Below are 24601 nucleotides of genomic sequence, written 5' to 3'. Positions count from 1 at the left end.
TGGGCGGGGACGGGACGAGGTGCCACACCCGATACACTGGCAGTGAGCAGTGAGTTTTCTCGATGTTCACCTACCCTCACGATTGCCCCGTATCTTTTTCGGCGAGTACCCCCTGCCTCGCCGCGCACGATGGGTATCCCGGTCGGACCCGAAAGCACCCCGAAATGCCCAAGCACGCCCGCACATCCGCGCCCCGTTATCCGCGGCGACGAGTCCTGTTTCGCACCCTGGGGATTCTGGGGTTCGCGACCCTGGCGGGGCTGATGATCGGGGTCCAGGCATCCGCACAGGAGGGCACGGCACCGGCACAGTCTTCCTCAGCGGGGCAGGCACCTGCGAGCACGTCCTCCGCGGAGCAGGGCCGTGCCGCAGACGGGACACACACCGGGCTGGCCACCCTGAGGCTCCCCGCGATGAACGTCGCGGCTCGGGATTCAACCGTGTTCACCGAATCAGCCGCCGCCACGTCCGCAGCCACGCCCGCCGCCGCGCTGGCCCCGGCCGACTGGGATCTGGGGGTCACCCTCAGCGCCGCCAAGGCACCCAACCCCACCGCGGCCCTGCGCCCGGGGGACCTGGTCACCTACACGGTGACCGTGACCAATCCCGGCACCAATGCGTGGACTCGTGCCACCCCGGCCCGGGTGAGTGTCGACATTACCGACCTGCTGGATGATGCGCGCATCAACTCCTCTGGGCTCTTTGGCCGCGCGGGAACCGCGCCGACCCTGACCTGGTCGGGAGAGCTGGCCGCGGGAAAATCCCAGGTACTCACGTTCACCGCCCAGGTTGATGACTTCCGCCGCGGGGACGACCTGGTGCGGGTAGCCACCTGCGTGAGCGGTGCCCCGACGGGCGCGGGAATCGATCCGATCGAGCGCTGCGCCGACAACACCGCGACCCTGATCCACTCCAAGGCCGACATCGAGGTGACCCAGAACTGGGCCAAGGTGAGCGGCAGCGCCGGCGGCGACCTGGTGCCCGGAGACGTGATTCAGTTCTTCGTGGCGGTGAAAAACACCGGCGACCTCAACCTGATCGGCCCGAATCCCTGGTCCCCGGATCGCCGAGCCAACGTGGCCCTGGATCTCTCCGGCGTGCTCGATGATGCCGCCTTCGGTGGAGCCCTCTCGGGGGTTTCCATCCTCTGTAGCACCAACACCTCCTGGAACCCGGCCTACTGCCCCTCGGTGGGGAACCCGAGCGCCGGCGGGATCATCAACGTCCCGATGACCCTTGCTCCCGGCGGAATCCAGTACCTCAGTGCCCGCGCGGTTGTGCGCAACGATTTCACCGGCGACCTCAAGCTGAACTCCCGGGTGGGCGTGAGCGTGGATACCGGCGATACCACCCGTCCCGACGGTCCGGTGCTGACCCGTTCCGCCACGGCCTCGGCCGACGTGACCCCGCTGTATCCCGAACTGACCATGACCCAGGTCATCACCAAGGTCGCCGGGTCGAGCGGATCGGGGATCCTCCCCGGCGACACCATTCAGATCGCCGTGCGTGCCACCAACACCGGCAAGACCGGATGGACGGCGCCCTCATCCACCACCACCGACAAACTGCTGAGCTACGGTCAGGACCTCTCCGGGTTCCTCGACGACGTCACCTACGGCGGGGCGATCCAGGGCACCTCGGGGAACTGTCAGCCGATCAATGCCTGGGACGGCAACTACTGCGCCAATGCCGGTCTGCCGAGTGCCGACGGCAAGCTGAGTTTGAAGTTCTCGCTGCCCGCGGGCGCGACCCAGGCGTTCAACATTCGTGGCGTGGTGCGCAACGATTTCGCCGGCGATCAGCGGATGCGCACGGCCGTGCAGATCTCTGGGGAGTCGGGAAATCCGAAGCTGGAAAACGGCGGACGGATTGTGCTCACCAAGGAGGACACGCTCGGGTTTGATCGGGTGTACCCCGAAGCCGAGATGACCCAGACGATGACCAAGGTTGCCGGATCCACCGGCACCGACCTGCTGCCCGGTGACGTGGTCCAGATTGCGGTCCGCGTGAAAAACCCCGCCAAAACCGGCTGGACCGATGCGTCCTCCTGGTCGGTGGATAAGCGCCTGACCTATGTGCAGGACCTCACCGGATTCCTCGACGATGTCACCTACGGCGGGGCGATCCAGGGCACCTCGGGGAACTGTCAACCGATCAATGCCTGGGACGGCAACTACTGTGCCAACGCGGGCCTCCCTGGCCCCGACGGCAAGCTGAGCATGACCTTTGCGCTGCCCGCGGGGACTACCCAGGCGTTCAACATTCGCGGGGTGGTGCGCAACGACTATCCGGGAGACCAGAAGATCTCGACCTCGGCCCTGCTTACCGGAAACCCGCGGGACACAAGCAGCGAGAACGACGGCCGGATCACCCGAACCGCGCAGAGCGAGCTGAGCTTCGCCCGCACCTTCCCCGAGCTGGAAATGACCCAGACCATGGCCAAGGTGACCGGGTCCGCGGGATCCGAGATCCTGCCCGGGGACACCGTGCAGATCGCGGTGCGGGTCAAGAACCCCTCGAAGACCGCGTGGACCGGACCCTCCAGCTGGTCCTCGGATAAGCGCCTCACCTATACCCAGGACCTCGGCGGGTTCCTCGATGATGTGTCCCTCGTGGGCGCCCTCCAGGGCGTCTCGGGTAACTGCCAACCGCCGGCCAGCTGGGACCCCAACTACTGCCCGGTGATGGGGGCCGTAGGGGCTGACGGAAAACTCACCTCGACCTTTTCCCTGGCGGCCGGAACCACCCAGGCGTTCAATATTCGGGGCGTGATCCGCAACGATTTCCCCGGCGATCAGATCCTGCGCACCACCGCGAGCGTCACCGGGAATCCCGGGGACGCGGCCCAGGCCGACGGCGGCGTGCTCACGCGCAGCGCGCAGGCCACGCTGGGCTTCGACCGGACCTATCCCGAGGCCGAGCTGACCCAGACGCTGACCAAGGTGAGCGGCTCCAGCGGAACCGACCTGCTGCCGGGAGACGTGGTGCAGGTCGCCGTCCGGGTAAAAAACCCCGGCAAGACCGGCTGGACCGGACCCTCGAGCTGGTCGGCGGATAAGCGACTCACCTATACGCAGGACCTCACCGGCTTCCTCGACGATGTGACCTACGGTGGCGCCCAGCAGGGCGTCTCGGGGAACTGCATGGCCCCCAACGCCTGGGACCCGAACTACTGCCCCGGTTTTGGCAGCGATACCAGCAGTGGCAAGGTGACCCAGACGTTCTCCCTGGCCGCGGGCGGCACCCAGGCCTTCAACATCCGCGGTGTGGTGCACAACGGCTTCACCGGGGACCAGCTGATCCGCACGGCCTCGGTGGTCACGGGGAACACCGGCGACACCACCCGGGCCGATGCCGGGGTCATTACCCGCACCGCGCAGAGCCAGCTGGCCTTCCAGCGCACCTATCCCGAGCTTACGGCGACCCAGAAGATTGTGAAGGTTTCCGGTTCCCCGGGCACCGAACTGCGCACCGGCGACAGCGTGCAGATCGCGCTGCGCATCAGCAACCCGGGCAAAACCGGGTGGACGGGGGCATCGTCTTGGTCGGTGGATAAGCGACTTCGGCTGAGCCAGGATCTCTCCGGGTTCCTCGATGATGTGAGCTGGTATGGCTCGCAGTCGGGGGTCGCCGGCCCCTGTCAGCCGGACAACGCCTGGCAGCCCGTCTACTGCACCTCCTACGGCGACCCCACCGACGCCGGCAAGATCGACGTGACCTTCCCCTTGGGGGCGGGCACCACCCAGGCGTTCACCATCCGCGGAACCATCAGGAACGATGTGCCGGGTGATCAGATCCTCACGGCCCTGAGTGTTATCACCGGGGAAACCGGTAACCGTGACCTGCCCGACGAGGGCCGTCTGGTGCGCGAGCTGCGCAGCGAGACCCCGTTCACCGCGGTGTTCCCCGAGATGAAGCTGGGCAAGCAGTGGGCCAAGGTCTCGGGCAGTCCGGGAACCGAGATCCGTCCGGGCGACGTGCTGCAGTACGGCGTGGCCATCACCAACCCGTCCATTTCGGCGTGGACGGCCCCGAGCAGCTGGGCGGCGGATCGCCGGATCACGGTAAGCCAGGATCTCTCCGGGGTCCTGGACGATGCGGTGTTCCTCGGCTCCCGGGTGGGTGCTTCGGCCGCGTGTGCGAGCCCCACCTCCTGGAGCTCGGACTGCGCCGTCGTGGATCCCAAGATCGAGGGAACCACGCTGGCCCACACGTTCCCGCTGCCGGCCGGGGCCACGATGTATGTGGCCTACCGGGTGCAGGTGAGCGACAGTTACACCGGCGACCTGCACCTCACCGCGCACTCCTGCGCGAGCGGTGACTCGGGCAATAAGGCGCTGCCCGACGGTCCGCGGATCACGCAGTGCGCCGACTGGGATCACACCATCAGCCGGGTGTATCCCGAGCTGAGTATCAAACAGGGCTTCACCAAGGTGCCGAACCCGACCCGTCCGCTGCGCGCGGGCGACGTGGGTGAGTACACGATCACGATCAAGAACCCCGGCCAGGGCGGCTGGAACGCCGCCTCCGGCTGGGCCGCCGGTAACCCGCTGACCCTGAGCGAGGACCTCGGCGACATCCTCGACGACGGCGCCCTGGTGGGTGCCCCGACCGGCGGGGCCACGGTGGTGGATAACCGCCTGAGCTGGAGCGGCCCGCTCGCGGCCGGCGGAACCAAGGTCATCACGTTCAGGGTGCAGATTATGCAGCAGCCCGCCGCCGGCGGTACCACACCCAAGATGCTGGATGGTGAGGCCTGTGTGAGCGGCGATAGCCGCAACCCCGGCGTGACCGACCCGATCCTCAGCGCCTGTGATCGGCTGAAGATTGGCGTGGGTGAAAACTGGCGGATGAACCTGAGCGTGACCGATCAGCACGGTGCCGAGCTCACCAGCGGCTCCCCGGTGCGCCCGGGGGATCGGCTGACCTATCGGGTCCGTGCCGAGGCTATCGGCGGATGGCCCGTGGAGGGTGTGCAGATTCAGGCGAATCCATCTCAGACCCTCGGCGTGGCCGAGCTTACGGGCGATCCCACCCTGACCGTGGGATCCGCCGCCCCCACCACCCTGAAGCTGGCCTCTGGTCGGGTGACCACCCCGCGCTTTGAACTGCCCGGGGATCAGCCCGCGGTTCTCGCCTACACGGTGACCGTGCCCGAGGATCTGCGCCGAGGTACCCTGCGAGACGAGGCGATCGGTACCGCCGAGATCCCCGGAATCGGCACCATCGCCCCGGCCACTTGCGGCCCGGCCACCCAGCCCTGCGCCGTGCAGCTGCAGCTCGCCCCGGCGGCCCCGCGGGTGGGTGGTGAACTGCTGCGCGACGGCGAGACCTTTACCGGTACCGCGCTGCGCGGGGAACGCCTGGACTACCGGCTGACCGTCGAGAACCCCGGGCCCGGTGCCTGGTCCGAGCGCGCCCCGCTCGCGGTGGATAATACCCTGGCCGGTGTCCTGGACGATGCGACCCCGGTGGGCGAGGTGGCGATCGCTCGCATCGGCGACGGCCCCGAGTTTGAGGTCCCGATGGTGGACGGCCACGTGCGCTGGAGCGGGGCCCTGGCCGCCGGGGAGAAACTGACCCTGACCTACCCGGTGACCGTCAATGCTCGTACCGGCAGCGGCGACCGCTCGCTGCTCAACCGAATCTGTGCCGGGGAGCCCGGCGAGAATGCCGCCCGGGTGTGCGCCGAGGTGACCACACCGATCCTGAGCGCCTGGACACTCTCTAAGGTGGCCCTGGATGCCGACGGTCACCCGCTGGCAGCCGGTGCCGTGGTGACCGGGGGCGACATTGTCCGGTACGAGATCACCGCACGCTGGCTCTCGGGCAACACCGCCGAGGACGTGGTGCTGCATGACAGCCTGGCCGGCGTGCTCGCCTCGGCCGAGCTGGTTGCGCCCCCGAGCCTGCGCGTGGGGGAGGCTGCACCGATCACGGTGACCCCGTCGGCCACGCGGCAACTTATCACGCCCGCATTCGATCTGGCCCGCGATCAGACCGCGGTGCTCAGCTATGCGGTCCGCGTCGCCGAGGGACAGCACGGCGGCACCCTGCGCAACGACGTGCGCGGCAGCGGCGTCAACACACCCGCTCGCTGCGCGGTGGGCGACACCGATGCCGGACTGAATGCCGCGTGCCGCACCGAACTGGTCATCGTGGATGACCGGGTGTCGCTCGCTGACCCGAGCATCACCCAGGCGATCTGCCTGCCCGAGGGCGGCATCTCGGTGCCCGACGTACGGCTGCCGGTATCCGACGGGGTGCGCTATGAGATGAGCGGCGAGCTGGTGGCCGGCGGCACGGTCACGATCACCGCAACCTCGCTGGATGGACGGACGCTTCGCCCCGCGGCCGGCTGGACGCTCTCAGCCGAGAAGACCTCGGCAACCAGGGTCATCACTCTGAGCCTGCCTGACTGTACTCCGACCACCCCGGACCCGGGGCCCGGAACGGACACCCCGGCCACGCCCGAGGACCCCTCCTGGCCCACCGCACCGGTGTGCACCGACGGGGAACCCGAGGCCCCGTGGATCAACGTGCCGGTGACACCCGGAATCTTCTATACGATCGCCGGCGAGGTGGCCTTCGGGCACACGGTGACGATCACCGCGCACGCGCGTGAGGGATTCGCCCTGGTGGTGCCGCCCGGATGGGAGCTCGCCGAGGACGGGAAAACCGCACACTTCTCGGTGAGCTTCCCCGAGGCCCCCGACTGCGGATCCGGCGGGCCCGAAACCCCCGGTACCGGCGGCGGAAACGACGGCGGTACCGGTCCCGGCGGCGGAACCACGCCCGCGCAGTGGTCGATCGGCAAGCACGCTGAAAACACTTCCGGTGCTCCGATCGGCGCGGGCACCAGCCTCGCCGTGGGCGACAGCATCACCTATGAGGTGCGCGCCTCCGCGCGAGCCGAGAACCAGGGTCCGGTGACCGGGATCGTGCTCACCGATGACCTGAGCCAGGTGCTCGGTGCCGCACGTCTCGACGGCGACATTACCCTGAAAATCGGTGATCGCGAGCCGATTCGGGTGGAACCACCCAAGCCCGGCACCTCCTGGCTTCGCACCCCGGCCTTCGACCTGGCACCGGGGGAGAGTGCCGTGCTGCGCTATCGCGTGGTGATCACCACCACCAGTGCCCAGATTCATGACGTCGGCCTGGTCAACCGAGTGTGGGGGACCGGATCGTCGGCACCCACGTCCTGCACCTCGCCCACCGACGAATCCGAGGGCTGCGCGACCACCACCCCGATCGATCCGCCTCACACCGGCGGCGGTGAGGGGAACCCCGGCGGCGGCGGTGACGGCGGCGTGGATCCCGAACACCCCGGGACCGGGACCGGCCCGGGCACCGGAGAACCTGGAACGGGCGAGGACACGGTGCCGGTGACCCCGCGCGATCCGGTGGTCACCGAGCCCGGCTGTGTGGCCGGTGTATACGTGCGGCCAACCCTGAGCGTACTGCTTACCCCGGGCGTCTGGTATGAGGTCACCGGGGAGTTTGCCCCGGGGAAGTCCGTGGTGATCACCGCCCATGCCGAGGCCGGGTTCCACGTGGTGCCGCGCGCGGGATGGGTCACCGCGACCGACCGGCTCACGGCAACCAAAACGGTGTCGTTCCCCGAGACCGACTGCCCGATCATCCCCGAGGATCCGCGAGAACCCACCATCCCCGGTACCCCGACGGCACCCACGGTCCCGACGCTGCCCGCTCACCCGGGCCTGCCGAGTGTGCCCCACGGTCCCGGTGACCCGGCCACGCCGAAGCCGATAATCGCCGAGACTCGGCTGAGCAGCACCGGTGGCGGAGACGCCTCGAGTACCCTCACACTGCTGGCGGGGGCGCTGCTCGCGGCCGGCCTGGTGCTCATGCGGCGCGGCCGGCGGGCCTAGTCTGGAGGTGCCTTCGGGCGCGGCTCGGTGGTGCGCTCAGACACGGCCAAAAACGGCGGCCGCCAGATCCCTGAGGATCCGGCGGCCGCCGTGTGTATGGGGGAGGAACTAGGCTGCGGGAGCCTCGTCCTCGGGTGCCTGAGCGGCCCGGGCGGCCTCCTCGGCGGCCAGACGCTTGCTCTTGCGGAAGGCCATGAAGTAGTGCACGGCCGCAGGGCCGACCGAGAGGGCCACGGCGGCCAGCAGGATCACGTCGATGTAGGAGCTCACGAAGTGAGCAACCGGCGGGATGTAGCCGATCAGGTAGCCGAAGTAGGTGAGGCCGGTGCCCCAGATCAGCGCACCGATCAGGTTATACAGGCTGTACTTGCGGTAGTTCATGTGCGAGGCACCGGCCGCAACCGGGGCGAAGGTACGCACCACGGGCACGAAGCGGGCGATGATGATCGCCAGCGCGCCCCACTTTTCGAAGAACTTATTGGTCCGGTTGACGTTCTCGATGCTGAACAGACCGGTCTCTTTACGCTCAAAGATCTTGGGCCCGGCGCGATGCCCAATCAGATATCCCACCTCACCGCCGATAAACGCGGCGATTCCAATCAGGATCGCGACCCACCAGATCGGCATGCCGAGACCATCGCTCGTGCCGTTGTTGCTGGTGAGGCCGGTGATGACCAGGAGGGTGTCTCCGGGGAGCATGAAGCCCACCAGCAGGCCGGTTTCGGCAAACACGATGAGGCACACGACCAGAACGGCCCAGGGGCCGGCCGCCTGCAGGATTTCGTTGGAGTCAAGCCAGGGAATGAGAGCGGTATGCATCGATGAAAGGCTCCGAATTGTTGGTGGCACACCCGCAGACGTACCGTGAAGGGACACCACGAGTCTACTGCCCGCGGACAGGCAGGACGGGCGTGACGTACAAGATCATTCCAGCGGATGACGGAAGGGCGGCCCAGACGCGACGAGCCTGGGAATGCCGTAACGATTTCCACCCCGTCCGGCGCACGCGCCGTGACGGTGAGTCGTCGCCCGGGGGATTAGAATACTGATTCGGAAGGGAGTTCCCGATCATGAAGCACAGGTTCGCAGTCGCGGCAACCATTCTGGCGGTGGCGCTGCTCAGTGGGTGCGCCCAGGGCCCGGCCCCGATCAACAACGGGGAGTTTTCGGCACGAGCACAGTCGCTCAAGAGCTACTCCACCCTCTCAACCGGACGCCTGATCGAGTTCGCCCAGGACTACTGCTCGCGCCTGGACAAGGAGCGCGATAACGCGTCGGGCCTGCGCAAGGTTGCCGAAGACTATAAGCAGAGCTCCCTCAGCGACGGGCGCACCGCCGAGGACGTCGATTCCTTCATGGATACCGCGACCGCCCGGTACTGCCCCGACCTGGGTGAGGCGCTGACCAAGTAGGTCCGCTGGGCTGAGAGCCCTCCTCCGAGCGAGCGATATTGCCGCCGTCAACATCAGCGCGGCGAGCGAAGCGCCGTGTGCATGTGCCTCGATAGCGTGATGTTCAGACGTTGAACACACGGAGGAAACATGATGAAGACCGCAGGAATTTGGGCAAAAACCGGCATCGCCCTGGGGGCCGCGACCCTCGTGGGTGTGGGCCTGAGCGGATGTGGCCTGGTTGATTCGATCAAGAACTCCACCGCCGATGCCTGGTCGGTGACCTACGCGGTGACGGTGTCCGGTGAGGGCACCCCGACCCTCCCCACGGTGACCTTTGGCGAGGCCAAATCTCGCGGAGAAGACACGGTCACCAAGAACCTCCCGAACCTTCCACTGGAGGTGGATGCGACCGCCCCCGAAAGCTCGCGCTGGGAAAAGACGGTCATGGTGACCGCCACCCAGCCCGCCTCGATCGTCGCAACCCCGGGTGAGGGCCAGCGGGCAACCTGCCAGATTCTGCTGGATGGGAAGCGGCAGATTGCGGCGGTGGCCGGGGAGCCGGGCAAGCCGGTGACCTGCGAGGCAACCACCCCGAAGTTCGACTAGGTCGTGTGAGGCCCGGCGGCCCCCGCACTCCGCCGGGCCCTCCGCCGAGAAAAGCGCCCCTCATCTGGGGGTAATTCTCTCCCCACGCGTGAATTTCGGTTGTTTATCCCGAATCACGACTCCTATGCTGAGACCAGACTGTGCGTCTTACCAATAGGACAGGGGATTTCGGTGGCACCGATCAGGGGACAAAAACGCTCGCGTATGCGGGGCGTGGCAATGGGACTAGGTGCGCTGCTTGCACTGGGATTTGTGTGGACACCCAGTTCCACCTTCGCGGCTGAGGCGCCCACCGCGGTCCTCGATGTGAAAAAGACCGCCTCCGCAGAGCAGGTGAAGCCCGGCGAGACGCTGACCTATACGATCGAGGTTGCCTGTTCGACCCTGACCGATGTGGGCTGCAATAACGCCGTCTTTGCCGACGCGATCCCGCCCGAGTTTGAGATCCAAAACGTGGTGGTGGCCAACGCGCCCTTCCAGACTCCGATCATCGACGGGCAGAACGTCAGCGTGGTCTTCAATGAGCAGCTGAGCGAGGGCGTGATCGGTCTGATCGACAACGCCAACGCCACGATCACGATCACCGTGAAGCTGCGCGAGGATGTGCCGTATGAGAAGAACGGCGTGAACATCCCCAACACCGCCCAGGTCACCGCGGATAACGCAACCAAGGTGACCTCGACCGCGAACGTCAAGCCCGTGCTGGAAAAGCACCTGGCCACCGAGGCCACCAAGTCCTTCAACCCGACCGCGGGTCAGGCAAAGCCCGGCACCGAAACCACGCTGACGCTCTCGGGGGCCAACAAGTCCAACGCCGGCGCGGACACCCTGACCCTGACCGACCCGGTCGATCCGAATGCCACCGGCAACCCGTTTGACTACCTGGCCATCACCGGCATCGACTCGGTGCAGTGGCCCGAGGGTGCCACCACCGCCACGGTGGAGTACTGGAACGGAACCGCCTGGGTGCAGGGCTCGGTAGCCACCAAGCCCGGTGCCCCGAATGCGCCGCCGGCCTCGGCCACCGGAATTCGGGTGACCTTCACCGGACCGAACGGAACCACGATCCCCGCGGGGGCCACCGGTGGACTGACCCTGAAGCTCGAACAGCGGGAGAACGTCGCCGACCTCGAGGAGAGCATCACCCTGAAGAACACCGTCGAGTCCGCCGTCACCAACGGAGGCGACCGCGCGACCGACACCGATGACGCCACCTATAAGGTTGTCACCGAGCCGCTGAGTGTGGCGGCCAAGAAGTCCTTTGACCCGGATGTGGTGCTGCCCGGCGGTGCCTCGACCGTGTCCCTCTCCGGCTCGAATGCCGGAGACACCCCGCTGTCCACGCTGACCATTCGCGAACCGGCTAGCGGCGACTTCGATTCCCGCCTGGATTTCACCGGATTCACCTCGTCGGTCGAGTTCCCCCAGGGCGCAGACACCGGCGACATCACCCTGGTGTATCTCGACCGAAATGGCGACGAGCAGAGCATCACGGTTCCGCTGACAAACGGCGGTGCCTATCCGGCCCTGCCGGTGGACTTCGGATCGCTGAAGCACTTCGAGATCACCTTTACCGATACCACTGGCGAGCCGATCATTGCCGGTGCCGAATCGAACCTGACCTTCGGGGTCACCGCAGCCGAGGGCCTGGCCAAGGACACCACCATCGATAACGTGGTGGGCGTGACCGGTACCGCCGGCGACCAGAAGGCCGATGCCACCGCGACCGATACCCTCACCCTGGATGAGCACCGGATCGAGCTAGAAACCCAGAAGAAGATTAGCCCCGGACAGATCTGGGGCACCGAGGGGGAGACGGCCACGATCCAGCTCCCGACCACCGTGGGTAAGGGGTCTACCGCCAACGCAACCCAGATCCTGGTGAATGATCCCGAGCTGAAGGCCGACGGAACCCCCAAGGACTCGGACTGGTGGGATCACTTCCGCCCGACCGCGATCACCAAGACCGATGTGCCCCCGGGTGTCATTTTGACCGTGCGCTACTTCGACACCGTCAGCAACACCTGGGTGGTTCTGGCCGAGAACGTCAAGGGTGCCACCTCGTTCTCGATGGCGATTCCCGAGGCGGTTCGCGACCAGATCGGCGGACTGCAGTTCGAGTTCACCAGCGATGAGCCAGGCTTTGCGCCCGGTGCCACGGTGCAGCCCAACATCACCACCGAGCTCAAGGAAAGCCTGGCCCCCAAGCCCGCCGGTAGCGACATCACCGTCGAAAACTGTTCGAGTGCCTCGGCCACCGCGCCGGGTGCCACCGCGGGGGCCGCGACGGTAAACCCCTGCCCCTCGATCGAGATTCTCGCACCGACCCCGGGGGAGTATGACTTCCTGACCAAGCGCTGGATCGCCCCGGCGGACCAGATCGTGGTTGCCCGTTCCGGGGATCACGCAACCTCGCGCCTGAGCTGGTCCACCGGTGGACACGGCGGCTATGAGCAGATGGTCATCGCCGATACCCGCGTGGGGAAGACCCCGAACGCCGGCCCGGCCGACCCGGTGGAGAAGACCACCTATCAGGCCTTCAACCTGGTGAAGATCAAGGCGATCACCCCGGCCATGGATCCGCTGCTGGCCTATGACCAGATCACCGCGGTGGAGCTGTGGAACGGGACCGCCTGGGCATCCGCCTCCGGCGCGGACGAACTGCCCTACACCGGGTCGCTGCCGGAGATCGCGCTGAATGCCACCGAGCAGGCCTCGACCCAGGGTGTGCGCCTGATCTTCGCCGAGAACACCGCCGCCCGTGAGGCCGCGACCGCCGTGGATGCGCCGGCCGTCGGCTCGGGGGTTGCCCGTTCGAACGGGAACACCCGCCAGATCGACCTGGAGTGGGAGCTGCGCGATACCAAGCGGGTTCCGGCCACTCCGGCCGTGCCCGTGCTGGGCAGCGAGCTGTACAACACCGCCGACACCGGCGACGTGAACAATATCGCCAGTGCCAGCGGCATCATCGGCGGTTCCGTGGCCGCGCACGATGAGGATTCGGACCTGATCTCGATCCTCGACCGCCCGCTCAACGTCTCCGTGAGCAAGGGCTGGAGCGGCGGACCGATCGGCATCCCGCCGGCCGGTACCCCGGCAAACGCGTATCCCAGTGGTCGAGTGACCATCACCGCGACCAACGCAACCGTGGCCAAGGTGGACACGCTGAAGATTGTCGATCCGGCACCCGGCAGCGCCACCAAGCCATTTGACACCTTCAACCTGGCCAAGATCGTGGGCATCACGGTGCCCGCGGGCGCCACCAACTCGCTGGTGCAGCTGACCCGCGCCGGGGGCGGCATTAGCGCCTACTCGATCGATCAGGCCAAGGCGCTGAGCGCCGCGAACCTGGCCGATGTGGTGGGCATCGAGGTGACCCACCATGGCCGGATCGTCTCGGCCGGCAAGTCCACCCTGACCATGGATCTGCGTCTACGCGCGACCCACCGCGAGGGCGGAGCGCCGGTCACCGTGGTTGATTCCCCCGTGCGCAACGATGCCAGTGCGAGTGTGCTGGATCCGGGCGGAGTGAACGGCGTGCACGAGGTCACCGCCACGGACGGCGCCCAGATGGCGCTGGCCAACCTCAACATCGGTATCACCACGACCAAGTCGTTCTCGCCGCAGGTGCAGTACGCGCAGATTCCACCCAGCGCACCCAACTATGCCGATGAGCCGTGGGATTCGATCACGATGACCCTCTCTGCCCGCCCGACCGGTTCGGCGCGGCCGGCCAAGATGGTGGTGACCGATGACACCACCACCTTCTGGAACGCCTACCGATTTGTGGACTTCGCGCCGGGCTTCAAGCTCACCGCGCCGATCCTGCGGGTGCAGGTGGATGCGCTGGTCGGTGGCACCTACGACACCTCCGGCGGTGGCAACCCGCTGAGCCTGAACGGCGCGACCTGGACGCTCGGCACCCCGGCGGCCACTCCGGCCCTGCCCGCGGGCGTCACCGCCGATCAGGTGCGCGGTCTGCGCTTCACCTTCACCCGCACCGACGGCTCGCAGTGGGAGAACCCGGCAAATCCGCGTCAGGAGATCCCGCTGACCGTACACCGCCGCGCCTACCTGGCCTCCACCCCGGATATGCCGGTGCCCACCGATGCGGACCCCTCGGCTCCCGGGGAGAAGTTCAAGCCTCGCGGCGGTGGAGGTGTGTTCACCAACACCGTGCAGGGTGAGGTGACCAGTTCGGTCAACGGCCCCGGTTCGCTTCCGCTGACCGCGACCCACGAGACCACAGCGCAGGCCTTCTACCAGGCCGGTGCCACCGAGATCAGTATCAAAAAGACCCCGGTGGGGGCGCAGCTTGCCGGGCAGACGATCCCGTTCACGCTGACGGTGTCCAACCCCGCCCCCGCGGGCAGCGGGGTCGAGCGGGCCATTCGGGATCCCAAGATCACCGACATCCTGCCCACCGATTTCAACACCAACGACCCCACCGGGAAGCCCTGGCTCATCTTCGATGATCAGAGCGATGATCCGCGCTATGAGTTCGGGTATCAGCCGTCGGGCACAACCCCGGCACCGCATCTGCCGATGCCCACCGATCCCGCACAGATCACGATCACCGAGGGCAAAAACGCCGACGGTGAACCCACCAACATCGCATTCGAGTTCCCCAAGGGGACGGTGCTGATGCCCGGGGACACCTATACGATCACACTCAACATGATGTTCCGCCCGGGTATCGCCGCGGGTCAGCACGTGACCAACACGGTCCTGGCCGAGGCCGCCCAGCCCTTCCAGTTCTGTAACGGTGAGGCGCATGAGGTCCTCGGATGTGCCGCCGACACCGACGTCTACCCGACCGAGGTCGGCGCACTGCGTGGACAGAAGTTTGTGAAGTCTAACGACACCGAGCTGGGGGTCACCGATGTGACCAACCCGGCCGCCGAGTGCACGCCGACCGTGGACGACTTCTACTCGGGCAACTGCGTCCCGATCACCAAGCCGCTGGGCATCGAGACCTGGCGCGAGCGCGTGCAGAACTCGGGCACCCTGGAGATGGATAAGGTGGTCACGATCGACCGTCTGCCCACCCCGGGCGATCAGGGTGCGCTTGTGCTGCTGCCGCGCGGTAGCCAGTGGGAGCCGACCTGGACGGGACCGATCACTCCGGTGACCGCAGATGGTTACCGCACCCCCGAGGGCGTGGAGTACTACTATTCCTCGGCTCAGGATCCCTGCGTGGCGGACCTCTCGCCGTCCCAGACCGCGTGTCCGGATGGTGCCTGGCTGCCGCTGACTCCGGATGTGGCCGCGGCCGATGTGAAGCACATCAAGACCGTGTTCCTCTTTGGGGAGAACCACTTCCGTCCCGGCGATATCCTGGGCTACACCTTCCAGACTCGCACACCGGCGGTCTCGCCGGTGGCGACCTCGGACACCGTGGCCTGGAACACCATCGCGATCGGTGCCGAGACCGTTACCGCCTCGGGGACTCGGATCGGTTCGGTGCTGCCGACCGAGGGACGCCGGGTGGGTGTCGCGCTCGCCACGGGTCCGCTCGCGGTGCAGAAAACCGTAACCGGGGATGCCGCGGCCCATGCCCCGGCGACCTTCGAGCTCCAGGTGGTCTGCACCGTGGGCAAGGGGACCGCGCTGGAGACGGTGCTGCCCCCGGTCACGGTGACCGTCGAGGGTGGCAAACCGGTGACCCTGGAGGAGCAGTTCCCCTACGGCGCCGAGTGTGTGCTGGTGGATGCTCCGGGAGTCAACGGGGAATCCTCCTCGACCTCGGGACCGGCGGTCACGATTGGACGCACCGCGAGTCTGCTGCCGCTGGCCACGCTGACCAACATCTACAGCCTGACCTCGCTTGAGGTAACTAAGACGGTGACCGGTGCGCTGGATCAGGATGGTCAGCCGCTGGACTACGGATCCTTCCCGTTTGAGGTGTCCTGCACCTTCCTCGGCAAGCCCGTGGTGGCCACCGGATTCGAGTTCTCTCCGATGGCTTTCAGCCTGGAACACGACCAGCGTCGAATCCTTGCCGGACTGCCCGTGGGCAGCGAATGCGTGATTACCGAGACCGATCCTCACGGCGCCGAGGTAACTCACACCAGCCCGGGCGTGGATGGCCCGGTCACCGGTGAGGGGCCCTCGGTCACGGTCACGCTGACCTCGGATGAGGCACCGGCCAGCGCCGCGATCGTCCGCTTTGTCAACGGCTTCCCGCTGGGTGCCATCGACCTGTTCAAGCGGGTCGAGGGCGACGGTGCAGGCGCCGTGGATGACGGCACCGACTTCGTGTTTGAGCTCACCTGTCGAGTGGGCTCGGACGTGGTCTACGACGGCGCGCTGCACCTGACCAAGGCCGAGGCGATCGCCGGACGTCACATCATCGTGGACACCCTGCCCGCCGGTGCCCGCTGTGAGCTGGATGAAACCGACAGCGGTGGGGCCAGCACCACCGTGATCACCCCGGACACCAAGGCTGTTCCGGCAGCCGTGGGCACCCTGCGTGAGCCGCTGCAGTTCACCGCGGTCAACACGTTTGCCGCCGGGGACCTGCTGGTGACCAAGGAGATCACCGGACCGGGTGCCGAGCTGTGGGGCACCGGACCGTTCGAGGTCGCGCTGGCCTGCACCCTGGACGGGGCGGCGATCGCGATTCCCGACGGGGCCACCCGCGAGCTGAGCGCCGAGAACGGCTTCGAGACCGACTTTGCCGGTCTGCCCAGCGGCGCCGCGTGTGAGCTCACCGAGTCCGCGACCGGCGGTGCCACCACGAGTGAGATCGTGGATGCCGACGGTGCCGCGGTGACCGAGCCGGTGATCATCGGATCGGGCACCACCGTGGCGCTGCGCGTGATCAACACCTTCGAAGTGGGCGGGATCACCGTGACCAAGACGATTGAGGGTGACAACGCCGCGGCCGCTGCGAACGCCCAGTTCCAGGTGGCGCTGGCCTGCACCCTCGACCGGGACGGCGTCAGCACCGCGCTGACCATCCCCGAGGGCGCGACTCGCACGCTGTCCGCTGCGACCGGGCTCACTGCCGCCTACACGCAGCTGCCCACGGGTGCCGTGTGTGAGCTGCGCGAGACCGTGGCCGGCGGCGCCAATGCGAGCGCGATCACTCCGAACGCCGGCGATCCGGCCGTGGGTGTGGCGATCATCGGCTCGGGCACCAGCGTGGCCCTGAGCGTGGTCAATACGTTCACCAAGGATCCCGGCATTACCCCGCCGGGCCCCGGCACCCCGGGCGGCGAGCTGAGCGGCACCGGCGCCAACCCGCCGTGGGGCTGGCTGATGGCCGCGCTGGGTCTGCTGCTCGGCGGCACCCTGCTGGGCATCCGGCAGATCCGTCGTCGCGGAACCGGTGACCTCGCCTAGGTAATACACAAACGGCGGGCGGTGGAGATGAGATGATCTCCACCGCCCGCCGTTTTTGGTGTGGGGCTAGAACTCCTCGTAGACCGCCGGGTCCTGGTCGGCCAGGCGGCCGTCGGGGCGGCCGAGGGCGGTGATCAGGGCGATCTCCTCGGCGGAGAGTTCGATGTGGGCGGCGGCGATGTTGAGTCGCTGACGCTCGGGGCTCGCCGACCGGGGGATCGGGACCACCCCGCGGGCCACGTGCCAGGCCAGCACAATCTCGGCCGGGGACACATCGTGTCCGGCGGCGATGCGCTCGATCACCGGATCGGCGGTCACCCCGTTGCCGCGGCCCAGCGGGCTCCACGCCTCGGTGATGATGCCGCGCTCGCGGTGGTAGATCACGGCCGCCTCCTGCGGGAACCACGGGTGCAGCTCGATCTGGTTGACCACCGGACGCACCCCGGTCTCGGTCTCCAGCCGCTCGAGGTGCTCGGGCAGGAAATTGGACACCCCGATGTGTCGGATCAGCCCGCGCTCGCGGGCATCAATCAGGGCCTCCCACGCCTCGACATACTGATCCACGCGGGGGTTCGGCCAGTGGATCAGATACAGGTCGATGTGATCGAGGCCGGTGCGGAACAGGCTCTCCTCGATCGTGAACGTGGCCTCGGCGCGGGCATGGCGGCGGCCGGGCAGCTTGCTGGTGACGATGAACTCGTCGCGGGGGATTCCCGCGGTACGCACCGCGCGCCCCACGGTGCCCTCGTTTTCATAGTTGAAGGCCGAATCCAGCAGGCGGTAGCCGGCATCAAAGGCCGAGTGCAGGGACTCGATGCCGGCGAGGCCGTGTGCACGCCCGGTACCGAATCCAATCGGGGGAAGAGAAAGCTCTGAGAAACTCAAGGACGCTGTCATTCACCCATGCTACCCATCGGGTCATGCATCGGGTCAAGAGGAAGTCCCCACCGGGACCATCAAAAACTGGTGCGCAAGGCGGGACTTGAACCCGCACGCCCGAAGGCACAGGAACCTAAATCCTGCGTGTCTGCCAATTTCACCACTCGCGCTTGTTTCTCCAGTGTAGCGTGCGAGCATGCACGCGCGGTGCAGGCCCGGCTAGGATGGGTCCATATGTTAGATCTTGACCTGAGTGCCGAAATCGCCGCGCTGCGCAGCACCTTTGCGACCATCAGTGACGTGCTGGACCTTGACCGTCTGCGCGCGGAAATTGCCGAGCTCAGCGAGCAGGCCGGTGCGCCCGACCTCTGGGACAACCCCGATGAGGCACAGAAGGTGACCAGTGCGCTGAGTCACAAGCAGGCCTCGCTCGGGCGTGTCACCCGGGTGGCCAACGGGCTCGATGACCTTGAGGTTCTGATCGAACTGGCCAACGAGGAGGGCGACGAGGCCTCCGCCGCCGAGGCGCGTGCCGAGCTGGAAAAGCTGCGCACCGCGATCGGTGACCTCGAGGTGCAGACCCTGCTGAACGGTGAGTTTGATCCGCGTCCCGCGGTCATCACCATTCGGGCCGGTGCCGGGGGAGTGGACGCCGCCGACTTCGCCGAGATGCTGCTGCGGATGTATCTGCGCTGGGCCGAACAGCACAAGTATTCGGCCACCGTGCTCGACACCAGCTATGCCGAGGAGGCGGGCATCAAGTCCGCCACCATCGAGATCGACGCCCCCTACGCGTTTGGCACGCTGAGCGTCGAGGCCGGAACCCACCGCCTGGTGCGGATGAGCCCCTTTAACTCCGCCGGTAAGCGTCAGACCAGCTTCGCCGCGGTCGAGGTCGTGCCGCTGATGGAGGTTACCGAGTCCATCGACATCCCCGACAACGACATCCGTGTCGACGTCTTCCGCTCCTCGGGCCCCGGCGGCCAGTCGGTGAACACCACCGACTCCGCCGTGCGGATCACCCACCTGCCCACGGGCATCGTGGTGAGCTGCCAGAACGAGAAGTCGCAGATTCAGAACCGTGCGGCGGCCATGCGGGTGCTCCAGTCCCGCCTGCTGCTAGTGCAGCGCGAGCAGGAGAACGCCAAGAAGAAGGAGCTCGCCGGCAACATCACCGCGAGCTGGGGAGACCAGATGCGCTCCTACGTCCTGGCGCCGTACCAGATGGTCAAGGACCTGCGCACCGACTACGAGGTGAACAACCCGAGCAACGTGTTTGACGGCGACCTCGATGGCTTCATCACCGCGGGCATCCGCTGGCGCAAGAGCGCCGACCGCGACTAGGCTTCGCCGCAGAAAACAGGGCTCGAAACCCGAGAGTGTGACCCCTCTTGGCGTGTCAGCGCGCAAAAGCCCAGCGGCATGCTTAGGCTCGAAACGTCATGATTCGCTATGAGAACGTCACCAAAATGTATCCCGGGTCCAAGCGACCCGCGGTCGACGGAATCGACTTCGAGGTCGAGCGCGGGGAGTTTGTGTTCCTCGTGGGCGCCTCCGGGTCGGGAAAGTCCACCTGTCTGCAGCTGATCCTCAAGGAGGAGCGGCCCTCGTCCGGCACCATTCACGTGCTTGGAAACGACCTGGGTTCGATCTCGAACCGGAAGGTTCCCTACTTCCGTCGGCAGCTGGGCGTGGTGTTCCAAGACTTCCGCCTGCTCCCCAACAAGACCGTGTACCAGAATGTGGCCTTCACGCTGCAGGTCATCGGTAAGTCCCGCGGGTTCATCCAGGAGGCCGTCCCCGACGTCCTCAAGATGGTGGGCCTGGATGGCAAGGGCGAGCGTTACCCCCACGAACTCTCCGGTGGTGAGCAGCAGCGTGTGGCCATCGCCCGCGCCGTGGTCAACAAGCCCCCGGTACTCCTGGCCGATGAGCCCACCGGTAACCTTGACCCCGCCACCAGCGCCGGCATCATGCAGCTCCTGGAGCGCATCAACGCCGGTGGTACCACCGTGGTGATGGCCACCCACGAGGCGGGCATCGTGGACAAGATGCGCCGTCGCGTGATCCAGCTGCACGAGGGCAAGGTTGTCCGAGACGAGCGTTCCGGCGGATACGGCAACACCGGTATCGTGCCCGAGCTGCGTCCGCAGGAGGTCAAGGGTGAATCCGCCCTGGCCGCCCAGGCAGCCGTGGCCTCCGAGGCCGCCGCCGCCGAGCTAGAGACCCGCGCGCAGCCGATCATTCCGGCCGTTCCGGTCACGCCCGCAGCCCCGACTCACACCTCGGCGATCAACCTGCCGCAGGTGGAAACCGAAGATGCGGCCGACCACCTCGGCATTGCCGAGAGCCTCGGCCTGCGCCGCGATGGTGACCAAACGGGAGAAGACGAGCAGAACGTGGGACCGGTCAAATGAGAATGTCGCTGATTTGGGGCGAGGTTTTCACCGGCCTGCGCCGCAACCTGTCCATGGTTGTCTCCATCATCCTGGTGACCTTCATCTCGCTGACCTTCGTGGGGGCCGCCGCCCTCATGCAGATGCAGATCGGTCAGATGAAGGGCTACTGGTATGACCGTGCCCAGGTGGCCATCTACCTGTGCCCGCAGGACTCGCTGAGCGAATCCTGTGCCGGCGGTGCGGTGACCGACGACCAGCGTAAGGGTGTCGAGGACGCACTGAAGTCCGCGGCCCTGGCTCCGGTGATCGAGAAGTTCTACTTCGAGTCCAAGGATGAGGCGTATAAGCGCTTCCAGGAGAAGTTCGCCGGTAACGAGATCACCAAGTACGTGACCCCGGACCAGCTGCAGGAGACCTACTGGGTCAACCTGAAGAACCCGGCTCAGTCCAACGTGATCTCCGAGGCCTTCTCGAGCGTCCCCGGCGTGGAAGAGGTCACCGACCAGCGCAAGTACCTGGACACCATCTTCTCGGTCCTGAACGTGGCCTCCTACACCGCGATCGGCATCGCCGCGCTGATGCTGATGGCCGCCGTACTGCTGATCGCCACCACCATCCGCCTGTCGGCCTACTCGCGTCGCCGTGAGATCACGATCATGCGTCTGGTGGGTGCGTCGAACAGGTTCATTCAAACACCGTTCATCCTTGAGGGGGTGATCTCCGCCTTCATTGGGTCCCTGCTCGCGGGCGGAGCGATCGTCGCGATCGTGCACTTCTTTGTGCAGGGCTACCTCAAGGACAATGTGCCGTCCTCGATGTCCAACCTGGTCGGGCTGGGAGACGCGTTTATCGTGGTTCCCGCGCTGATCCTGGTGGGCATGATCCTGGCCGCGCTCTCGGCGAACTTCGCGATCAAGCGATACCTGAAGGCGTAATTTCCGGCCTCAACCGGATATACTGATGGGCTGCCCGGGTTTCCCGGGCAGCCCGAGTCATTTACCGGGCCCAGCTGTGCCCAAAGAAGGAGAACACCGTGCCCAAGGAACGTGGTGAAAAAGTTGTCGCGACCAACCGCAAGGCGCGCCACGATTACCTGATCGAGGACACCTTCGAGGCGGGAATGGTCCTCAGCGGCACCGAGGTGAAGTCGCTGCGGATGGGCCGCGCGTCCCTGGTGGACGGCTACGCCTTCGTGGAGGGGAACGAGATCTGGCTGGATGCCGTGCACATTCCCGAGTACTTCCAGGGCAGCTGGAACAACCACAGCGCCCGGCGGAAGCGCAAGCTGCTTCTTCACCGTCAGGAGATCAACAAGATTGCGCATAAGGTTGCCCCGGGCGGTTACACGATCATCCCGTTGAAGATCTACTTCAATAACGGCAACGCCAAGGTGGAGATCGCCATTGCCAAGGGTAAGAAGGAATACGACAAGCGTCACGCACTGCGTGAGCGTCAGGACACCCGTGAGGCTGCCCGCGCGATGGCGACGCGAAACCGCCTGGGGGAGTAGTCCTTCCACCCGCCTGCCTGGGCGAGTAGCCCCATCATTCACGCGGCGATCCTCGGGAACGAGGATCGCCGCGTGCGTTATTTTGGGGCGTGCATTGTGCGCAAAATCCTTGCACCGGCCCGGGGCACACGCCAGGATATTGGTATGACCGCATCCTCAGCATTGCCCGTGCCCGGTACCGTCAACTTTCGTGATCTCGGGGGCTACCCGGTCCCCGGCGGTCACACCCGCACCGGCGTCATCTATCGCTCCGATGCCCTGCACAATCTGGGGGAGGCCGGACGCGCGGCGCTGACCGAACGCGGGATCCACTCGATCATCGACCTGCGCGATGAGCCCGAGCGTGCGGCGATGCCCGACGATGTGGAGGGTCTGGGCCTCCGCGACCTGCACCACGCGGTGTTTGAGGGATCGGTGGATGCCGCCGCGACCCCCGGACTCGGGCTCGGAGACCTCTATCGGGCGATCCTGTTCCGCCACACCGACGTCGTGCGCGCGGTGCTGACCGAACTCGCCGAGCCGGCAACCACCCCGGCGATCATCCACTGCACCGCGGGTAAGGACCGCACCGGTGTGCTCAGTGCACTGGTTCTGCTGACCGTGGGGGTTGACCGCGAGGACGTCCTGGACGACTATGCGGCCACTCAGGCGAACCTGGCCGGGGCCTGGGCCGAGCACATGACCGAGATGGCGCGGAGCCAGGGCATCGAGGTGACACCGCAGCTGCTGGGGATCATGACCGAGAGCCCGCGAGATGTCCTCGCGTCGGTTCTGGTAGACCTCTATGCGCTCCCCGGTGGACTCGAGGGATACCTCGACTCGGCCGGCGTGGGCCCGGAGATTCGCGACCGCCTGCGCGCGCTGCTGGTCGAGCAGGACTAGCCTGACTTCGGGCCCGTCGCCTGGACCACCACGTGTTTCCCGCATGTTTGCGTGCGAAACTGATCGCCGCGCGCGAACGTGGTTCCCCACCCGGGCAATCCCGGATATACTGGGGACATCCCTTCGGGGGTTTGTGGGCTTCGGCTCCTGATAATTCAATAGCGTGTGACATGACCCATTCTTCGTGAATGTGCATGGGGATGATCGGTTTCGACATTGCCTGTGAAACTGCGAGAAGCGGGTCGAGGATTCAGGGTTATCTCGTTAACGATCTCTGAAAAACCAATAAGTGCCAACTCTAAGCGCACTGACTTCGCCCTCGCTGCCTAAGCGAGCCCGAATAGTCCGTCAGACCGGGTTTGTTTCCGCCCCGGTTCCTGGCGTCATTTAGGAAACTTGCTGTGTGCCGACGCCTGAGCGGTACGCGGGACTAATACTCTGGCTGGGCCTGTCAACCTAACCGCCTTCGGTAAAGGTTGGGGCCGAGAAAACGTTTTCGAAGGATACACCCGTAGAAGACGCAGAATTGCAGCAGTGGACCGGGGTTCAATTCCCCGCATCTCCACCATCGGTCATGTCACACGCTGGCGAAGAGTAAAGCCCGGTTCCTTGCAAGGAACCGGGCTTTTGCTTTGCGCTTGCCGTGGCTCTGGCCGGGTGCAGCTATTTGGTGACGATGTCCAGCACCTGGTTGTGCAGCAGGCCGTTGGTGGCCAGTGCGCTGCGCCCGGCAATGGTGTCGGTGCCGTCGATCGCGGTAAAGCGGCCGCCAGCCTCGGTGATGATCGCCACAAACGGGGCGATGTCGTACTCCTTGACGTCGAACTCGGCGACGATATCCACCAGTCCCTCGGCCAGCAGGCCATAGGACCACATGTCGCCGTAGGCGCGGTCACGCCAGACGGTCTCGGCGAGGGTTAGCAGCTGGGGGAGATAGCCGGCGTCGCGCCACTGGCCGATGGACTGGAAGCTCAGCGAGGCATCCTCGATGCTGCGTACACCGGACACCCGCAGGCGGCGTGGCTCGGCGGATCCCTCAACCAGCCAGGCGCCGGCACCCGGAGCCGCATACCAGCGCTTCTGGAACGCCGGGGCGCTGGCCACGCCCACCCGCGGAACGCCGTTCTCGGCCAGCGAGATGAGGGTGGCCCAGTTGGGGACGCCGCGCAGGAAGTTGGCGGTTCCATCGATCGGGTCGAGGATCCACTGTCGCTCGGTGCTGCCCTCGGTGCCGTACTCCTCGCCCAGGATCCCGTCGCCCGGGCGCTCGGCCTCGATGATCGCTCGCAGTGCCCGCTCCACGGCCAGATCGGCGTCGGTCACGTGGGTGCGGTCGGGTTTGGTGTCCACCCGGAGGTCTCCGGCGCGGAAACGCTCGAGTGAGATCTCATCCGCGACATCGGCCAAACGCAAGGCCAGCGCGAGGTCTTCTTCGGGGGTCCAGGAAGCATCGAGAGTCATGCGCAATAGCCTAGCGTTTTCCCCTGGACATCCGCGCCATGCCGGGCGACACGGCGACACGCGCCCCGATTGGAAAAGAGCGTGCGGCACTGGTAAAGTCTTCTCTTGTCCGGTTATCCGGACAACGCACCTCTAGCTCAATCGGCAGAGCAACTGACTCTTAATCAGTGGGTTCTCGGTTCAAGTCCGAGGGGGTGCACCATCAGCCCCGACCGGTTTCCGGTCGGG

The 24601-nt window shown here is 66.3% G+C and carries 12 protein-coding genes, 2 tRNA genes and 1 other RNA gene; 11 read left to right on the top strand and 4 right to left on the bottom strand.

Annotation, left to right across the window (positions count from 1 at the left end; genetic code table 11):
- The first annotated feature begins 164 nt into the window (after positions 1-164).
- The gene (locus D9V34_RS12665; RefSeq protein WP_183091782.1) at positions 165-7895 is read left to right on the top strand and encodes a DUF7927 domain-containing protein; all 7731 of its coding nucleotides are present in this window, start codon (positions 165-167) and stop codon (positions 7893-7895) included.
- A 108-nt stretch (positions 7896-8003) separates the two neighbouring features.
- Here the strand turns inward: D9V34_RS12665 and D9V34_RS12660 are convergent, their stop codons facing one another.
- Positions 8004-8714 carry a DedA family protein gene (locus D9V34_RS12660; protein WP_121686988.1) on the bottom strand — a complete coding sequence of 237 codons (711 nt, stop codon included), beginning with the start codon at positions 8712-8714 and terminating at the stop codon, positions 8004-8006.
- 251 nt (positions 8715-8965) lie between these two features.
- Here D9V34_RS12660 and D9V34_RS12655 point away from each other — a divergent pair, with 251 nt between their 5' ends.
- From D9V34_RS12655 to D9V34_RS12645, 3 genes are all read left to right on the top strand, one after another.
- Positions 8966-9307 carry a DUF732 domain-containing protein gene (locus D9V34_RS12655; protein ID WP_121686987.1) on the top strand — a complete coding sequence of 114 codons (342 nt, stop codon included), beginning with the start codon at positions 8966-8968 and terminating at the stop codon, positions 9305-9307.
- Between the two features lie 129 nt (positions 9308-9436).
- On the top strand, positions 9437-9895 hold the full coding sequence (locus tag D9V34_RS12650) for a hypothetical protein (protein ID WP_147441565.1): 459 nt from the start codon (positions 9437-9439) through the stop codon (positions 9893-9895).
- Between the two features lie 219 nt (positions 9896-10114).
- The gene (locus tag D9V34_RS12645; protein WP_245991820.1) at positions 10115-17242 is read left to right on the top strand and encodes a DUF5979 domain-containing protein; all 7128 of its coding nucleotides are present in this window, start codon (positions 10115-10117) and stop codon (positions 17240-17242) included.
- Positions 17243-17308: 66 nt separating this feature from the next.
- Here the strand turns inward: D9V34_RS12645 and D9V34_RS12640 are convergent, their stop codons facing one another.
- Both D9V34_RS12640 and D9V34_RS12635 read right to left on the bottom strand, forming a co-directional pair.
- A complete protein-coding gene (locus D9V34_RS12640; protein WP_121686984.1) occupies positions 17309-18139 on the bottom strand; it encodes an aldo/keto reductase in 831 nt (276 codons plus the stop codon).
- Positions 18140-18206: 67 nt separating this feature from the next.
- Positions 18207-18291 (bottom strand) — tRNA-Leu (locus tag D9V34_RS12635).
- Positions 18292-18355: 64 nt separating this feature from the next.
- Here D9V34_RS12635 and prfB point away from each other — a divergent pair.
- The 6 genes from prfB (at position 18356) to ssrA (ending at position 23480) form a co-directional block, all read left to right on the top strand.
- Positions 18356-19465, top strand: coding sequence for a peptide chain release factor 2 (gene prfB / locus D9V34_RS12630; RefSeq protein ID WP_030148581.1), 1110 nt, complete (start codon positions 18356-18358; stop codon positions 19463-19465).
- 98 nt (positions 19466-19563) lie between these two features.
- Positions 19564-20538, top strand: coding sequence for a cell division ATP-binding protein FtsE (gene ftsE, locus D9V34_RS12625; RefSeq protein ID WP_121686983.1), 975 nt, complete (start codon positions 19564-19566; stop codon positions 20536-20538).
- Complete coding sequence (gene ftsX, locus D9V34_RS12620) at positions 20535-21455, top strand: permease-like cell division protein FtsX (protein ID WP_121686982.1); 921 nt, start codon at positions 20535-20537, stop codon at positions 21453-21455. Before ftsE ends, ftsX begins: the two co-directional genes overlap by 4 nt.
- Before the next feature lie 98 nt (positions 21456-21553).
- The gene (gene smpB, locus D9V34_RS12615; protein WP_121686981.1) at positions 21554-22030 is read left to right on the top strand and encodes an SsrA-binding protein SmpB; all 477 of its coding nucleotides are present in this window, start codon (positions 21554-21556) and stop codon (positions 22028-22030) included.
- 144 nt (positions 22031-22174) lie between these two features.
- Positions 22175-22912 (top strand): tyrosine-protein phosphatase, encoded by a 738-nt coding sequence (locus tag D9V34_RS12610; RefSeq protein ID WP_121686980.1) that lies wholly within the window; start codon positions 22175-22177, stop codon positions 22910-22912.
- A gap of 196 nt (positions 22913-23108) precedes the next feature.
- Positions 23109-23480: a transfer-messenger RNA gene (gene ssrA, locus D9V34_RS12605) on the top strand.
- Positions 23481-23575: 95 nt separating this feature from the next.
- Here the strand turns inward: ssrA and D9V34_RS12600 are convergent.
- Positions 23576-24373, bottom strand: a complete 798-nt coding sequence (locus D9V34_RS12600) for an inositol monophosphatase family protein (RefSeq protein ID WP_121686979.1) — start codon at positions 24371-24373, stop codon at positions 23576-23578.
- A gap of 126 nt (positions 24374-24499) precedes the next feature.
- On the opposite strand from D9V34_RS12600, the gene D9V34_RS12595 reads away from it, so the two are divergent.
- Positions 24500-24575 (top strand) — tRNA-Lys (locus D9V34_RS12595).
- Positions 24576-24601: the final 26 nt, after the last annotated feature.

This window comes from Mycetocola lacteus, from assembly GCF_003667575.1.
Lineage (GTDB): Bacteria > Actinomycetota > Actinomycetes > Actinomycetales > Microbacteriaceae > Mycetocola > Mycetocola lacteus.
Note: the sequence above shows the minus strand (reverse complement) of the source record. Positions and strands in the feature narration are given on the sequence as shown.